This window comes from Streptomyces marokkonensis (genome assembly GCF_039539045.1).
In the GTDB taxonomy this organism is placed as follows: domain Bacteria; phylum Actinomycetota; class Actinomycetes; order Streptomycetales; family Streptomycetaceae; genus Streptomyces; species Streptomyces marokkonensis.
In genome coordinates, this window is record NZ_BAABCQ010000178.1 from 1 (window position 1) to 15404 (window position 15404).

Annotated in this window: 12 protein-coding genes; 5 read left to right on the forward strand and 7 right to left on the reverse strand. The window is 72.8% G+C overall.

Annotated features, from left to right (window positions below):
* The first annotated feature begins 130 nt into the window (after nucleotides 1-130).
* On the forward strand, nucleotides 131-1045 hold the full coding sequence (locus ABEA26_RS30415; RefSeq protein WP_345596586.1) for an RNA polymerase sigma factor SigF: 915 nt from the start codon (nucleotides 131-133) through the stop codon (nucleotides 1043-1045).
* A gap of 118 nt (nucleotides 1046-1163) precedes the next feature.
* On the opposite strand, the gene hutI is transcribed toward ABEA26_RS30415, so the two are convergent.
* The 4 genes from hutI to hutU form a co-directional block, all read right to left on the reverse strand.
* Complete coding sequence (gene hutI / locus ABEA26_RS30420; protein WP_345596606.1) at nucleotides 1164-2339, reverse strand: imidazolonepropionase; 1176 nt, start codon at nucleotides 2337-2339, stop codon at nucleotides 1164-1166.
* A 92-nt stretch (nucleotides 2340-2431) separates the two neighbouring features.
* Entirely contained in the window at nucleotides 2432-3787 is a 1356-nt protein-coding gene (locus ABEA26_RS30425) for a formimidoylglutamate deiminase (RefSeq protein WP_345596588.1), read from the reverse strand.
* Complete coding sequence (locus ABEA26_RS30430; RefSeq protein ID WP_345596590.1) at nucleotides 3784-5007, reverse strand: allantoate amidohydrolase; 1224 nt, start codon at nucleotides 5005-5007, stop codon at nucleotides 3784-3786. Before ABEA26_RS30430 ends, ABEA26_RS30425 begins: the two co-directional genes overlap by 4 nt.
* A complete protein-coding gene (hutU, locus tag ABEA26_RS30435; protein ID WP_345596592.1) occupies nucleotides 5004-6740 on the reverse strand; it encodes a urocanate hydratase in 1737 nt (578 codons plus the stop codon). The genes ABEA26_RS30430 and hutU overlap by 4 nt, the downstream gene beginning before the upstream one ends.
* 181 nt (nucleotides 6741-6921) lie before the next feature.
* On the opposite strand from hutU, the gene ABEA26_RS30440 reads away from it, so the two are divergent.
* Nucleotides 6922-8358 (forward strand): type III PLP-dependent enzyme domain-containing protein, encoded by a 1437-nt coding sequence (locus ABEA26_RS30440; RefSeq protein WP_345596593.1) that lies wholly within the window; start codon nucleotides 6922-6924, stop codon nucleotides 8356-8358.
* 69 nt (nucleotides 8359-8427) lie between these two features.
* Here ABEA26_RS30440 and ABEA26_RS30445 read toward each other — a convergent pair whose 3' ends face one another.
* Both ABEA26_RS30445 and ABEA26_RS30450 read right to left on the reverse strand, forming a co-directional pair.
* A complete protein-coding gene (locus ABEA26_RS30445; RefSeq protein WP_345596595.1) occupies nucleotides 8428-9012 on the reverse strand; it encodes a hypothetical protein in 585 nt (194 codons plus the stop codon).
* Between the two features lie 120 nt (nucleotides 9013-9132).
* Nucleotides 9133-10104 carry a MurR/RpiR family transcriptional regulator gene (locus ABEA26_RS30450; RefSeq protein ID WP_345596596.1) on the reverse strand — a complete coding sequence of 324 codons (972 nt, stop codon included), beginning with the start codon at nucleotides 10102-10104 and terminating at the stop codon, nucleotides 9133-9135.
* A gap of 154 nt (nucleotides 10105-10258) precedes the next feature.
* Here ABEA26_RS30450 and ABEA26_RS30455 point away from each other — a divergent pair, with 154 nt between their 5' ends.
* Nucleotides 10259-10693 carry a hypothetical protein gene (locus ABEA26_RS30455; protein ID WP_345596598.1) on the forward strand — a complete coding sequence of 145 codons (435 nt, stop codon included), beginning with the start codon at nucleotides 10259-10261 and terminating at the stop codon, nucleotides 10691-10693.
* A 401-nt stretch (nucleotides 10694-11094) separates the two neighbouring features.
* Here ABEA26_RS30455 and ABEA26_RS30460 read toward each other — a convergent pair whose 3' ends face one another.
* Nucleotides 11095-12492 carry a cystathionine beta-synthase gene (locus ABEA26_RS30460; RefSeq protein WP_345596600.1) on the reverse strand — a complete coding sequence of 466 codons (1398 nt, stop codon included), beginning with the start codon at nucleotides 12490-12492 and terminating at the stop codon, nucleotides 11095-11097.
* A gap of 213 nt (nucleotides 12493-12705) precedes the next feature.
* Between ABEA26_RS30460 and ABEA26_RS30465 the strand changes: the two genes are divergently transcribed.
* Both ABEA26_RS30465 and ABEA26_RS30470 read left to right on the forward strand, forming a co-directional pair.
* Nucleotides 12706-13728: an SGNH/GDSL hydrolase family protein gene (locus ABEA26_RS30465; RefSeq protein ID WP_345596602.1), complete on the forward strand. Its 1023-nt coding sequence runs from the start codon at nucleotides 12706-12708 to the stop codon at nucleotides 13726-13728.
* Between the two features lie 295 nt (nucleotides 13729-14023).
* Nucleotides 14024-15244: an acetyl-CoA C-acetyltransferase gene (locus ABEA26_RS30470; protein WP_345596604.1), complete on the forward strand. Its 1221-nt coding sequence runs from the start codon at nucleotides 14024-14026 to the stop codon at nucleotides 15242-15244.
* Nucleotides 15245-15404 lie beyond the last annotated feature (160 nt).

Here is a 15404-nt window from a genome sequence, read left to right on the forward strand (position 1 = left end):
CGGTGGGCTCGGTAAACCCGGTAGGGCTAGTAGGACACGTAAACCGACACGGCCGGCTTTGGAGGCGCCGCACACCGCAGTGCACGCAACTGGCTTCGGCAGCCGTATGCCGAGAACGATGGAGGACATCATGTCACCCCGGCTCGACGGATCGCGTACCCAAGAAGCGACGTCGACACTCCCTCCGGAACATCTGGATCCCATCGAGCACCACGACGCTCTCGTCGACCACGACGGCGGACTCGCCGGACTTCCGGACATCCCCGCTTTCGACGAGGTCGCTCCGGCGGACGCCCGGGCCCTCTCCAAGACCCTCTTCGAGCGGCTGGAGTCGCTGGAGGAAGGCACCCACGAGTACGCGTACGTACGCAACACGCTCGTCGAGCTCAACCTCGCGCTGGTCAAGTTCGCCGGCTCCCGCTTCCGCTCCCGCAGCGAGCCGATGGAGGACATCATCCAGGTCGGCACGATCGGCCTGATCAAGGCGATCGACCGCTTCGAGACATCCCGCGGTGTGGAGTTCCCCACGTTCGCGATGCCGACCATCATCGGCGAGATCAAGCGCTTCTTCCGCGACACCTCGTGGTCCGTGCGCGTCCCGCGCCGTCTGCAGGAGCTGCGGCTCGACCTGGCCAAGGCCGGCGACGAGCTGGCCCAGCGCCTCGACCGCGCCCCCACGGTGAGCGAACTGGCCGAGCACCTCGGCCTGTCCAAGGACGAGGTCGTCGAGGGCATGGCGGCGTCCAACGCCTACACCGCCTCCTCGCTGGACGCCCAGCCGGAGGAGGACGACGCCGAGGGCGCGCTGGCCGACCGCATCGGCTACGAGGACCACGGGCTCGAGGGCATCGAGTACGTCGAGTCGCTGAAGCCGCTGATCGCCGAACTCCCCTCCCGGGACCGGAAGATCCTCTCGCTCCGCTTCGTCGCGGGAATGACCCAGTCGGAGATCGGCGAGGAACTCGGCATCTCCCAGATGCACGTCTCGCGCCTGCTGTCGCGGACACTCGTACGGCTGCGCAAGGGGCTCACGGTCGAGGAGTAGTCCTCACCGCGTGACGCTTGCCCTCCAGGGGGGCGGTCCGGCATCGGGCCGCCCCCCTTCGGGTTGCCGTGGACCGCGCCGCCCTTTCGGCCCCGCTCCCGCCGAGGCGGCGCGCCGCTCACACCACGCGTACGCCCCGTCGCCACACGCCCGCGACCAGGGGAACGCCGGGCCGGTAGGCCAGGTGGACGTGGCTGGGGGCGTCGAGGAGGGTCAGGTCGGCGTGGGCGCCCGGGGTGAGGCGGCCGATGTCGTCGCGGCGCAGGGCCGCCGCGCCGCCCGCCGTGGCCGACCAGACGGCCTCGTCGGGGGTCATCCCCATGTCCCGTACGGCGAGCGCGACGCAGAAGGGCACCGAGGACGTGAAGGACGAACCGGGGTTGCAGTCGGTGGACAGCGCGACCGTCACACCGGCGTCGATCATGCGCCGGGCGTCCGGCCACTCGGCGCGGGTGGAGAACTCGGCGCCGGGGAGCAGGGTGGCGACCGTGCGGCTGTTCGCGAGGGCGTCCACGTCGGCGTCGGTGAGGTGGGTGCAGTGGTCGGCGCTGGCGGCGTCGAGTTCCACGGCGAGCCGGACGCCGGGGCCGTGGGAGAGCTGGTTGGCGTGGATGCGGGGGTGCAGCCCCCTGGCCCGGCCTGCGGTGAGGATCGCGCGGGCCTGGTCGCCGTCGAAGGCGCCCTTCTCGCAGAAGACGTCGATCCAGCGGGCGTACGGCGCGCAGGCGTCGAGCATCTCGCCGGTGACGAGGGCCACGTAGGCGGCCGGGTCGTCGGCGAGTTCGGGGGCGACGATGTGTGCGCCGAGGAAGGTGACCTCGTCGGTGTGGCGGGCGGCGACGCGCAGGGCGCGGGACTCGTCGGCGGTGGTCAGGCCGTAGCCGGACTTGGTCTCGAAGGTGGTGGTGCCCTGGCGCAGGGCCTCTTCGAGGTAACGGGTGAGGCCCGCCTCCAGTTCCGCGTCGCTCGCGGCCCGGGTGGCGGCGACGGTGGTGCGGATGCCACCGGCGCTGTAGGGACGGCCGGACATGCGGGCGTTGAATTCCTCGGTGCGGTCGCCGCCGAAGAGGAGGTGGGAGTGGGAGTCGACGAAGCCGGGGAGGACCGCCCGGCCGTCGGCGTCGAGGCGATTGTCAGTGGCGGGTGCTTTGCTTGATTCACCGGTCCACGCGACACGGTCGCCGTCGATGACGACGGCCGCGTCCCGGACCAGCCCGAGGGGGGAGTTGTCACCCAGGGAGGGGTCGTTGGTGACGAGTGCGGCGATGTTGGTGATGACGGTGCTGCTGCTCATGATGTCCGTGACGTCCTCGTGGGGGCGGGAGCTGAAGTGGCGGCGGGAGCGGAAGTTGGGGCGGGAGCGGAAGTGGCGGCGGGAGGCCGCGGTCACGCGCGCAGGGCTTCGACGGCCCGTGCGAGGGCCTGCGGCACATCGGGTACAAGGGTGTGCGCCCCGTCGCGTACGACGTGCCGCCCACCCACGACCGTGTGCCGTACGTCCGCTGCCGTCGCGGCGAATACGGTTGTCTCGGCGCCGAGCCTGGGCAGCGGCCCCGCTGTTCTGACGGAGTCGAGGGCAACCGTGGTGATGTCGGCGCGGGCCCCGGCCTCGATGGTCCCGGTGTCGTCCCAGCCGAGGGCGGCGTGGCCGTCGGCGGTGGCGGCGCGCAGCAGGGCGGCGGCGGTCCAGTGGCCGCGGGTGTGGGTGCGCAGGCGCTCGTTCAGCTCCATGGCGCGCGCCTCCTCCAGCAGGTCGACGACGGCGTGGCTGTCGGAGCCGAGACAGAGCGGGGAGCCCGCCCGCTGAAGGGCGGCCGCGGGCCCGATGCCGTCGGCGAGGTCCCGTTCCGTGGTCGGGCACATGCAGGTGCCGGTGCTGCTGCCCCCGAGCAGGGCGATGTCCTCGTCGGTGAGGTGGGTGTTGTGGACGCCGGTGGTGCGGGGTCCGAGCACGCCGTGGTCGGCGAGGAGCCGGGTCGGGGAGCAGCCGTGGGCGTCGCGGCAGGCGTCGTTCTCGGCGCTCTGCTCGGACAGGTGCACGTGCAGCGGGGCCCGCCGCTCCTCGGCCCAGCGCGCCACGGTCGCCAACTGGTCGGCGGGCACGGCCCGTACGGAGTGGATCGCCGCCCCGATCCGTGCGTGATCCCGTTCCTCGAGAACTGAACAGCGTTCCGCCCAGGCGTCCGCCGTCCCGTCGCAGAAGCGGCGCTGGTGGGTGTTCGGGGGCTGCCCGAAACCGGAGGACAGGTAGCAGGTGTCGAGGAGGGTGATGCGGATGCCGGCTTCGGCGGCGGCCTCGATCAGGGCCTCGCCCATCGCGTTGGGGTCGGCGTAGGGGGTGCCGCCGGGGGCGTGGTGGACGTAGTGGAACTCGCCGACGGTGGTGATGCCGGCGAGCGCCATCTCGGCGTACACCGCGCGGGCGAGCCGGTGGTAGGTCTCGGGGGTCAGCCGGTCGGCGACGGAGTACATGACCTCGCGCCATGTCCAGAAGGTGCCGGAGCCGACCTGGACGGTGCCGCGCAGGGCACGGTGGAAGGCGTGGCTGTGGGCGTTGGCGAGGCCGGGAAGGGTCAGCCCGCGCAGGATCTCGGCGCCGGGGGGCGGGGTGGGGACGTTCCGGCGGACGGCGGTGATGCGACCGGCGCGCACGTCGAGGGCGACGCCCGGCTCGACGTGGGAGCCGAGCCAGGCGTGTTCCAGCCAGTACGTCCGGGTCCGCCCGGTCTCGGTGGGGGTCACGTGCAGGCCAGCCCTTCCAGTACGTCGGCGAGTGCGCTCACCCCGGCCACGCAGTCGTCCTCGGCGGCGTACTCGGCCGGGGAGTGCGAGACGCCGGTGGGGTTGCGCACGAACAGCATGGCGGTCGGGACGCGTCCGGAGAGGATTCCGGCGTCGTGTCCGGCGCCGGTGCCGAGGACGGGCACCTTGAGGTCGGGTTCCGTGTCACTGCCGAGGATGCGGGCGAGTTCGTCGCGCAGGGCGTGGTCGAACTCGACGACGGGCGTGAAGGACTCGCGTTCGACGTCGAGGTCGACGCCGTGGGCGGCGGCGTACTCGCGGGCTGCCTTCTCGATGCCGGTCACCACGGTGTCCAGGCTCTCCTGGTCGGCGGCGCGGGAGTCGAGCCAGCCGCGTACGAGGGAGGGGATGGCGTTGACGCCGTTGGGCTCGACGTCGATCTTGCCGAAGGTGGCGACGGCACCGGCGAGTTCGGCCTCACGGCGGGCGGCGAGGACGGTCTCGGCGTAGCTCAGCATGGGGTCGCGCCGGTCGGTGAGCCGGGTGGTGCCGGCGTGGTTGGCCTCGCCGCGGAAGGAGAACCGCCAGCGGCCGTGCGGCCGGATGGCGCCGGCGATGCCGATCCGGGCGCCGGACAGGTCGAGGGCGCGGCCCTGTTCGACGTGGAGCTCGACGAAGGCGCCGATGCGGGCGAGCCGCTCGGGGTCGGGGCCGATGGCGTCCGGATCGTACCCGGCGGTCTCCATGGCCTGCGGGAGGGTGATGCCGTCGCCGTCGGTCAGGCGGTGGGCCTGCTCGACGGTGAGCGCGCCCGCGGTGAGCCGGGAGCCGACGCAGGCGAGGCCGAAGCGGGCGCCCTCCTCGTCGCCGAAGTTGACGATGCCGAGCGGCCTGGTGAACCGCGCTCCCCTTCCGCGCAGTTCGTCCAGGGCGGCGAAGGCGGACACCACGCCGAGAGGGCCGTCGAAGGCCCCTCCGTCCGGCACGGAGTCCAGGTGGGAGCCGGTGACGACGGCGTCCCGGGCGGCGTGGTCGCCGAGCCAGGCCCACTGGTTGCCGTTGCGGTCGACCTCGTAGGTCAGTCCGCGGGTTCGGGCCTGCTCCCGGAACCAGGTCCGGCAGTCGGCGTCGGCGCCGGTCCAGGCGTGGCGGCGGTAGCCGCCGGAGGCGGAGCTGCGGCCGACCGGCAGCAGCTCCGCCCACATGCTGTGGAAGGTCACGCGCCGTCCCCTTCGCGCGCCTCGGCACCGTCGCGCGTGCCGTCGCCCTCCCGCGCCCCGTCACCCTCGCGCATCGGCACTCGCACGTCCCGCTCGGCCGCCACCGACTCCGCGATGTCGTACCCGGCGTCGACGTGCCGGATGACGCCCATGCCGGGGTCGTTGGTGAGGACCCGGCGGATCTTCTCGCCGGCCAGCGCGGTGCCGTCGGCGACCGTGACCTGCCCGGCGTGGAGGGAGCGGCCCATGCCGACGCCGCCGCCGTGGTGGAGGGAGACCCAGGAGGCGCCGGAGGCCACGTTGACCATGGCGTTGAGCATCGGCCAGTCGGCGATGGCGTCGGAGCCGTCGAGCATGGCCTCGGTCTCGCGGTAGGGGGACGCGACGGAGCCGCAGTCGAGGTGGTCTCGGCCGAGGACGAGGGGCGCGGCCAGCTCGCCGCTCGCCACCATGTCGTTGAACCGCTCGCCGGCCTTGTCGCGCTCGCCGTAGCCGAGCCAGCAGATACGGGCGGGCAGTCCCTGGAAGCGGACCCGCTCCCCCGCCAACCTGATCCAGCGGGCGAGGGACTCGTTCTCGGGGAAGAGGTCGAGGATCGCCTTGTCGGTCCTGGCGATGTCGGCGGGGTCGCCGGACAGCGCGGCCCAGCGGAAGGGGCCCTTGCCCTCGCAGAAGAGGGGGCGGATGTAGGCGGGGACGAAGCCGGGGAAGGCGAAGGCCCGGTCGTAGCCGGCGAGCCGGGCCTCGCCGCGGATGGAGTTGCCGTAGTCGAAGACCTCGGCGCCGGCGTCCTGGAAGCCGACCATGGCCTCGACGTGCCGGGCCATGGACTGGCGGGCGCGGGTGGTGAAGCCGGCCGGGTCCTTGGCGGCGGCATCGGCCATGTCCTCGAAGGCGACCCCGGTGGGCAGGTAGGCCAGCGGGTCGTGGGCCGAGGTCTGGTCGGTGACGATGTCGATGGGGGCGCTCATGGCGAGCAGCCGCGGGACGACGTCGGCGGCGTTGCCGAGGACGCCGATGGACAGCGGCTCGCGCCGGTCCCGGGCGTCGGTGGCCAGCTGGAGGGCGTGGTCGAGGGAGTCGGCCCTCACGTCGAGGAAGCGGTGCTCGATGCGGCGGTCGATGGCTCGCGGGTCGCAGTCGACACAGATCGCGACACCGTCGTTCATGGTGACGGCCAGCGGCTGGGCGCCGCCCATGCCGCCGAGGCCGGCGGTGAGCGTGATGGTCCCGGCGAGGGTGCCGCCGACCCCCTTGCCGATCGAGTGCAGCTTCGCGGCCACGGCGGCGAAGGTCTCGTAGGTGCCCTGGAGGATGCCCTGGGTGCCGATGTAGATCCAGGAGCCGGCCGTCATCTGCCCGTACATGGTCAGGCCGAGGGCCTCCAGGCGGCGGAACTCCTCCCAGTTGGCCCAGTCGCCGACGAGGTGGGAGTTGGCGATGAGGACGCGCGGGGCCCACTCGTGGGTCTGCATGACGCCGACGGGGCGGCCGGACTGGACGAGCATCGTCTCGTCCTGCTTGAGGGTGCGCAGGGTGCGGACCATGGCGTCGAAGGAACGCCAGTCACGGGCGGCCTTGCCGGTGCCGCCGTAGACGACGAGCTTGTCGGGGTGTTCGGCGACCTCGGGGTCGAGGTTGTTCTGCAGCATCCGCAGGGCGGCCTCCTGCTGCCAGCCCAGGGCGCTCGGCGTCGTACCGCGTGACGCTCGGACAGGGCGGGGTCCGGACATGGTCTGCCTCCTGGTGGCTTGCTCCCGGCGGATTGTCACTGCGGATATTCACATATTCACCTCGTGAATAGAACTAGTCAATACGTCTCGTGTCCCGGCGCGGACGCGTCGCGGGTGTTTGGCTGGACGAGTGGGGCAGGCAGCGAGAGGTACCGGTCGGCAACGAGGGACGGAGGGTCGCGTGAGCGACGGAATGAGCACGGGTGTGAGCGGTGGCCTCGGTGGCACGGCCGCGCGGCGGGACGAGGCCGTGCGGGCGGCCCGGCAGGAGGAGACCGTCCGGGCGGCCCGGCGGGACGAGGCCGTGCGGGCGGCCGTGGAGCAAGGGCTGCTCGGGCCCGACGTCCCGATCGTCGGGCTGCTGGACGTGGCCGGCATACGGGAGTCGGCGGCGGCGCTGCGGACGGCGTTCGAGGCGGTGACGGCGCCCGGGACGTCCGTACTGCACGCCTTCGCGGTCAAGGCGACGCCGCTGGTCCCCGTGCTGCGGCTGCTGCACCAAGAGGGCATCGGCGCGGAGGTCGCGAGCCCGGGTGAGCTGGCGCTGTCACGGGCGGCGGGGGTCCCGTCGGAGCGGACGGTGCTGGACTCGCCCGCCAAGACGCCGGGCGAGCTGCGGGAGGCACTGGCGCTGGGCATCGCCGTCAACGCGGACAACCCGCAGGAGCTGGAGCGCGTCGACGCCCTGATGGCCGAGAGGGCGAGCGCCTCCCCGCTCGGCATCCGGGTCAACCCTCAGGTCGGTGGGGGCTCCATCGAGGCACTGTCGACGGCGACGGCCACCTCGAAGTTCGGGGTGGCGCTGCGCGACGAGGGGGCGCGCGAGTGGGTGGTGCGGGCGTATCTGGACCGGCCGTGGCTGACCCGGCTGCACGCGCACACGGGGTCCCAGGGCATCCCGCTGACCTTGATGGCCGAGGGCGTGGCCGCGACGTACGCGCTCGCCGAGGAGATCAACGAACGGGCCGGACGCCGACAGGTCGACACGCTCGACATCGGCGGTGGGCTGCCGGTGAACTTCACGTCGGACGAGACCACACCGACGTACGCCGAGTACGCGCGCGTGCTGCGCGAGGCGGTGCCCGGACTGTTCGACGGGCGGTACGGGCTGGTCACCGAGTTCGGGCGGTCGCTGCTGGCCAAGCACGGCACGGTGGTGGCGCGCGTGGAGTACGCCAAGAGCGCCGGGGGGCGGCCGGTCGCGGTGACGCACGCGGGCGTGCAGGTCGCGACGCGGACGGTGTACACGCCGGGGGCGTGGCCGCTGCGGATCTCCGCGTACGACGGCAAGGGGTCGCCGAAGGAGGGGCCGGACGTGGTGCAGGACGTGGCGGGGCCGGCGTGCTTCGCGGGGGACCTGCTGGCCGTGGGCCGGGCGATGCCCTTGCTGGAGCAGGGGGACTACGCGGCGGCGCTGGACACGGGGGCGTACTACTTCGCGCACCATTACGCGTACAACTCGCTAGCGCGTCCCGGGGTCTACGGGTTCCTGACCGGCGGCCCCGGAGACGTCGCCTTCGCCACCGTGCGGGAGGCCCAGACGGTCGGGGAGATCGTCACCGAGGCGGGAGGGGAGCATGCCGCCGCGCTGACGGAAGCCGTGCGCCGCAGCGGCTAGAAGAAGGGCGTCGCGGCGCCCCCTGAGCCGGGCGGGATCAGACCGGCGCCGCCCCTGGAGCGGGCGGGATCAGACCGGCGCCGCCGTCTTGCGCCGGGCGCCGCCCGGGGCCGCGTCGCCCGCCGCGATGCCCGTGCCGCGGTAGGCGCGGACGGCCTTGCCCGCCGGGCGGCCGGCACCGTCGGCGAGCCAGTCGACGCGGACCCACAGGAGGGCGTCCTCGGCCTGTTCGCGGCGGCCGATCCAGGCGGACTTCAGCCACAGGCCGGCACCGCAGCCGGCCATCAGCAGTCCGGCGGCGGCCGGGACGGCGAAGGCACTGCCCAGGGCGGCGAGGAAGGCGAGGAGCAGCCACCAGCGGTGGCCCCGGCGCCAGTTGCGCAGGGTCACCGCGCGGTCCTGGAGTACGTCGTGCTTGCCCGCGTGGGCGGCCGAGCGGGCCAGGGCCGTGTAACGCCCGCGCCGCACGGTCGCGACGACCGCCGCCGCGACGATGAACAGCGCCGAGCCCGCCAGGACGCCGATCCGGCGGCCGGTCAGTCCCGGCACCAGCACCCCGATGCCCGTCGCGAATACGCCCAGCCACCACAGCGGTGCCGCCCCCGCCCGTACGACGACGGCGACCCGAGCCAGCCCCTGTCCTCCGCGCGCCACGTCCGGCCTCCTGTTCCGTTCTGCTTCCACAATGCGTCTGAAGGGTGTGCGGCGAGGCAGGCTAACGGCAGAAGGTGAGACGAGTCTGAGAAGAAGAGGCGCCCGGGCCGGCGCCGCACGTCAGTCCACGAAGAGGCCTCGCGCCGCCGCCTTCGTGTCGAACTCCTCCAGCCGGGCCTGGGCGTCCGGCAGGTCGTCGCACATGGCCTCGAGCAGCATCCGGCCGAGCAGCATCGGCCCACAGGCGGTGTCGAAGGCGAGGCCGGTGCCGACGGCGGCGGGCAGCAGCAGGTCGGAGACCTTGGCGACCGGCGCGAAGGCGGAGTCGGCGACGGTCACCACCGTGAGCCCTGCCTCCTTGGCATGGGTGAGCGCGTCGACGACCTCGCGCGGATGCCGGGGCAGGGCGAAGCAGAGCAGGGCCGTGGCACCGGCCCGGACCGCGGCGTCGATGCGGTCGTGGAGCATCGTGCCGCCCTCGCCCAGGAGCCGGACGTCGGGGTGGACCTTGGCGGCGAAGTAGGCGAAGCCGTGCGCCTGGGCCGCCGCCGCCCGCAGCCCGAGGACCGGCAGGGGCCGGCCGGCGGCGAGGGTCCGGCCCGCCTCCCGCACCGGCCCGGGGTCGGCCAGCACCTCCGCCAGGTGGCGCAGGTTCTCGATCTCGGCCGCCACGGCCTGCTGGTACTCGTTGCGCGAGCCACCGGTGTCCGCCGCCGTCTCCGCGGGGGCGACCTCGCGCAGATGGCGGCGCAGCGCCGGGTACCCGTCGAAGCCGAGGGCGACGGCGAAGCGGGTCACGGACGGCTGGCTGACCCCGGCCAGCTCGGCCAGTTCCACGCTGGACAGGAAGGGCACGTCAGAAGCGCGCCGCACCATGCTGTGCGCGATGCGCCGCTGGGTCGGCGTCAGCCGGTGCCCCTCGAAGAGCGCCTGCAACCGCACGGCCGGACTGTCGGCCCCGCCGGTCCCGCCGGTCCCGCCGGCCCCGCCGCTGGGCGCGGTGCCGCTGGCCCCGTCCGTCCCATCCGTCCCGCTGATCCCGTCCGTCCCGCTGATCCCGTCCGTCCCGCCGGTCCCGCGCGTCCCGCTCATGACGTGCTCCCCCTCCCTCTATTCACCATCCCCGGTTTCTGCATACCGTTATACAGCGAGGTCGTGGCACGTACGACGCCCCCCGGTCGTCCCCCGCTGGAAACTGGGGCTACCCCCAGTGCCGTCGGCCCTCCGGCTGCCTACCGTGTGAGGCATGACGGGAATGGACGGGCGGGACACCGACCTGAAGAAGGAACTCGACACCACCCTGCAGACCCGCAGGGAGCTGGGCGAGGAGTACGAGTCGGCGCTGGTCGACTCGTTCCTGGAGAAGGTCGACCAGCGCATCGACGGAACGGTCGAGCGCCGGGTGCGCAGGCAGCTCGCCGAGCAGCAGATGACAGCGGCCCGGGACAGCCGCTCGCCGAAGCCCATGGACACCTTCGGCGAACGCTTCGGCTTCGGCATCGTGTCGCTGGTCCTGGCGGTCCCGCTGTCCGCGATCGGCGGCGGCGTCGGCGATCTCCCCGGACTGCTGGTCGCCTGGGCCGGAATCGTCGGGGTCAACGTCGTCCAGGTGGCCCGGACCAACCCCGGCCTCTTCGGACGACGCCGCCGCGCCGACAAGGACGACGCCTGGGAGGACTGAGGCGGACGCCGGGAGAAGACTGCGCGGGGACCGCCGCACCCCCATCGCTGGGGGTCGGGACGACGGCGGTCCCCGCGGTGGACGCGCGTGCCGGGCCTCACGGCCGGGGCGGCGCGTCCGTGGCGTCCTTGGAGGTCCGGGAGCCGCTCCGGAAGGTCCTTGACGCCGTTCGGTGCCGACGGGGCGGGGAGCCGCCCCCTCCCTTGCCGACAACCGCTACTCTGCCGGGCCCGTGTTAAGGGTGTGCTGCGCCAACGTGACGTGCGGGTTCCACTTACGCGAAGTCCGCGAACATCGTCGGGCGCCTCGACTCCGCCGGCACAACTTCCCGCTACGACCCTCTACTTCCAGCTACTTCCAGCTACTTCCAGCTACCTGACGCTACCTATTGCCACCTACCGCTACTTGCCGCTGCTTCCCGTCTTGGCGAGAAAGGACAGCAGGTCCTGACGGCTCACCACACCGGTCGGCTTGCCCTCGACGAGGACGATCGCCGCGTCCGCCGCACCGAGTACCGACATCAGGTCCGCGACCGGTTCGCCGGAGCCGACCTGCGGCAGCGGGGCCGACACGTGCTTCTCGAGCGGGTCCTCCAGCGAGGCGCGCTTGGCGAACAGGGCGTCCAGCAGCTCGCGTTCCACGACCGAGCCGACGACCTCGGCGGCCATCACGTCCGGGTGCCCGGCACCGGGCTTGACGATCGGCATCTGCGAGACGCCGTACTCACGCAGCACCTCGATGGCCTCGCCGACCGTCTCGTCCGGGTGCATGTGGACGAGGGTGGGGATGGATCCGCCCTCCTTGTGGTTCAGGACGTCGGCGACGCGCGCGCTGGGGCCGGCGTCCTCCAGGAAGCCGTAGTCGGCCATCCACTCGTCGTTGAAGATCTTGCTGAGGTAGCCGCGCCCGCTGTCCGGGAGGAGTACGACGACCACGTCGTCCTCGCCGAGCCGCTCGGCGACGCGCAGCGCCGCGACGACGGCCATGCCGCAGGAGCCGCCCACCAGCAGGCCCTCCTCCTTGGCGAGGCGGCGGGTCATCTGGAAGGAGTCCTTGTCGGAGACGGCCACGATCTCGTCGGCGACCTCGCGGTCGTAGGCCGTCGGCCAGAAGTCCTCGCCGACGCCCTCGACGAGGTAGGGGCGTCCGGAGCCGCCGGAGTACACCGAGCCCTCGGGGTCGGCGCCGACCACCCTGACCGCGCCGTCGCTGGCCTCCTTCAGGTACCGGCCGGTGCCGGAAATGGTGCCGCCGGTGCCGACACCGGTGACGAAGTGGGTGATCTTCCCCTCCGTCTGCTCCCACAGCTCGGGACCGGTCGAGTGGTAGTGGGAGAGCGGGTTGTGCGGGTTGGAGTACTGGTCCGGCTTCCAGGCACCCGGTGTCTCGCGGACCAGGCGGTCGGAGACGTTGTAGTAGGAGTCCGGGTGCTCGGGGTCGACGGCCGTCGGGCAGACGACCACCTCGGCGCCGTACGCGCGCAGTACGTTGATCTTGTCGGTGGACACCTTGTCAGGGCAGACGAAGACGCACTTGTAGCCCTTCTGCTGGGCCACGATGGCGAGGCCCACGCCCGTGTTGCCGCTGGTCGGCTCGACGATGGTGCCGCCGGGCTGCAGCTCGCCGCTCTTCTCTGCGGCCTCGATCATGCGCAGGGCGATGCGGTCCTTCACCGAGCCGCCGGGGTTGAAGTACTCCACCTTGGCCAGGACGGTCGCCCTGATGCCCTTGGTCACGCTGTTGAGCCGCACCAGCGGGGTGTTGCCGACGAGGCTGATCATCGAGTCGTGGAAATGCACCGTGGTCTCCGGATGCTGCAAAAGAGGTGGTCGTTATCGGTTCGGCCAGCCTATGGCCTGGCGGCGGGGATCGGCCGGGCAAGCCGACGGTCCGCCGCCGCCCGCCGGCCCGCCCCATACCCCGTGACGGTCGTTCACTCCCCGTTGAGATTGGGCGACCGTCCGTACGGGGCAAGCACTGGGTGTACGGGTTGGAGGAGGTGGCGGCGACGTATGACGAGTATGTCGAGGGCGAGGGTGGCCCGGCGGATCGCGGCCGGCGCGGCGTACGGCGGCGGCGGCATCGGGCTGGCCGGTGCGGCCACGGTCGGTCTGCTGCTGGCGGAGGTGCAGCTGGCCAGGCGCCGGGTGGGCATCGGCGGCCCCGACCGGGTGCCGAACGCGCGGGGGCTGTACGGCGGCTCCCTGCCGACAGTCGGCGGGCCGCCCCTGCGGCTGATGATGCTGGGCGACTCCACGGCGGCCGGACAGGGTGTGCGCCGGGCGGGGCAGACGCCGGGCGCGCTGCTGGCGTCGGGGCTCGCGGCGGTGGCGGAGCGGCCGGTCGAGCTGGGTTCGGTCGCGGCGCCGGGCGCCTGTTCGGACGACCTGGACCGGCAGGTGGCGCTGGTGCTCGCGGATCCGGGTCTGGTGCCCGACATCTGCGTGATCATGATCGGGGCGAACGACGTCACCCATCGGATGCCGGCGACCCGCTCGGTCCGGCACCTGTCGGGGGCGGTACGGCGGCTGCGCACGGCCGGCGCGGAGGTGGTCGTCGGCACCTGCCCGGACCTGGGCACCATCGAGCGGGTGCGGCAGCCGCTGCGCTGGGTGGCCCGGCGGGCCTCGCGGCAGCTGGCGGCGGCACAGACGATCGGCGCGGTGGAGCAGGGCGGGCGCACGGTCTCGCTGGGTGACCTGCTGGGCCCGGAGTTCGCGCAGAACCCGCGGGAGCTGTTCGGCCCCGACAACTACCACCCCTCCGCCGAGGGGTATGCCACGGCCGCGATGGCGGTACTGCCGTCGGTGTGCGCCGCGCTCGGCCTGTGGCCGGCCGACGAGGAGCGTCCCGACGCGCTGCGCCGCGAGGGCTTCCTACCGGTGGCGCGCGCGGCGGCCGAGGCCGCGTCGGAGGCGGGCACGGAGGTCGCGGCGGCGATGCCTACGGGACCGCGGGGGCCTTGGGCGCTGCTCAAGCGTCGGCGGCGGCGCCGGGTGGCGGAGGCGGAACCCGCCAGCGCGTCCGGCGTTTGAGGACGAGGCCGTCCAGACCAGAAGCGGGGCCTGGGACGCAGCCCCCGAAGCGGGACCTGGGGAGCAGCCCCCCGAAGCGGGGCCTGGGACGCCCCCCCCGAAGCAGGGTCTGGCGTCGCGGCCCCCGGGGACGCCCGCCTCGCGACCCGGCACGGGAGCGCCGCTCGACCGCCAGAGGTAAAAGCAAGCGCTTAGACAGTTGCGGTCCATGTCACACCCCCGCACCCGTGACCCGGGCCATACGTACGGGTAACTTCCCCAGCAGCCGCCCAACCTTCCCGCCCCTGGAGCCGTGATGCCCGAAGCCGTGATCGTCTCAGCCGCCCGCTCCCCCATCGGCCGCGCCTTCAAGGGCTCCCTCAAGGACCTGCGCCCCGACGACCTGGCCGCCACGATCATCCAGGCCGCCCTCGCCAAGGTTCCCGAGCTGGACCCCCGGGACATCGACGACCTGATGCTCGGCTGCGGCCTGCCCGGTGGCGAGCAGGGCAACAACCTCGGCCGGATCGTCGCCGTCGAGATGGGCATGGACCACCTGCCCGGCTGCACCGTCACCCGGTACTGCTCCTCGTCCCTGCAGACCTCCCGCATGGCCCTGCACGCCATCAAGGCCGGCGAGGGCGACGTCTTCGTCTCGGCCGGCGTCGAGATGGTCTCCCGGTTCGCCAAGGGCAACTCCGACAGCCTGCCGGACACCCGCAACCCCCTCTTCGCCGAGGCCGAGGCCCGCACCGCCGAGGTCGCCCAGCAGGAGGGCACCACCTGGCACGACCCGCGCGAGGACGGCCTCGTCCCCGACCCGTACATCGCGATGGGCCAGACCGCCGAGAACCTCGCCCGCGCCAAGGGCGTCACCCGGCAGGACATGGACGAGTTCGGCGTCCGCTCGCAGAACCTCGCCGAGGAAGCCATCAAGAACGGCTTCTGGGAGCGCGAGATCACCCCGGTCACGCTGCCGGACGGCACGGTGGTCTCCAAGGACGACGGCCCTCGCGCCGGCGTCACCCTGGAAGGCGTCCAGGGTCTCAAGCCCGTCTTCCGCCCCGACGGCCTGGTCACCGCCGGCAACTGCTGCCCGCTCAACGACGGCGCCGCCGCTCTCGTGGTCATGAGCGACACCAAGGCCCGTGAGCTGGGGCTGACCCCACTCGCCCGCATCGTCTCCACCGGCGTCTCCGGCCTCTCCCCCGAGATCATGGGCCTCGGCCCGGTCGAGGCGAGCAAGCAGGCGCTGTCCCGCGCCGGGTTGACCATCGACGACATCGACCTGGCCGAGATCAATGAGGCGTTCGCCGCGCAGGTCATCCCCTCCTACCGCGAACTGGGTATCCCGCTGGAGAAGCTGAACGTCAACGGCGGCGCCATCGCCGTCGGACACCCCTTCGGCATGACCGGCGCCCGCATCACCGGCACGCTCATCAACTCCCTCCAGTGGCACGACAAGCAGTTCGGCCTGGAGACCATGTGCGTCGGCGGCGGCCAGGGCATGGCCATGGTCATCGAGCGCCTGAGCTGAGACCACCGGAGCACCGTCAGTAGCCCCCCGCGGACCCACCGTGACGCGACGGCCCGGAACCCCGTCCACTCCAGGGTTCTGGGCCGTTTTGTGACCCAATCTCCCCCAGGATGTGACCTACCTCTCCGGCCCCCTTGATTTACGCAGGTCAGACCAGCCA

Excerpts from the sequence above, each read along its gene's own strand:
- ABEA26_RS30415 (WP_345596586.1), top strand. The coding sequence starts at position 131 with ATGTCACCCCGGCTCGACGGATCGCGTACCCAAGAAGCGACGTCGACA.
- hutI (WP_345596606.1), bottom strand. The coding sequence starts at position 2,339 with ATGAGCAGCAGCACCGTCATCACCAACATCGCCGCACTCGTCACCAAC.
- hutU (WP_345596592.1), bottom strand. The coding sequence starts at position 6,740 with ATGTCCGGACCCCGCCCTGTCCGAGCGTCACGCGGTACGACGCCGAGC.
- ABEA26_RS30450 (WP_345596596.1), bottom strand. The coding sequence starts at position 10,104 with ATGAGCGGGACGCGCGGGACCGGCGGGACGGACGGGATCAGCGGGACG.
- ABEA26_RS30455 (WP_345596598.1), top strand. The coding sequence starts at position 10,259 with ATGACGGGAATGGACGGGCGGGACACCGACCTGAAGAAGGAACTCGAC.
- ABEA26_RS30465 (WP_345596602.1), top strand. The coding sequence starts at position 12,706 with ATGACGAGTATGTCGAGGGCGAGGGTGGCCCGGCGGATCGCGGCCGGC.
- ABEA26_RS30470 (WP_345596604.1), top strand. The coding sequence starts at position 14,024 with ATGCCCGAAGCCGTGATCGTCTCAGCCGCCCGCTCCCCCATCGGCCGC.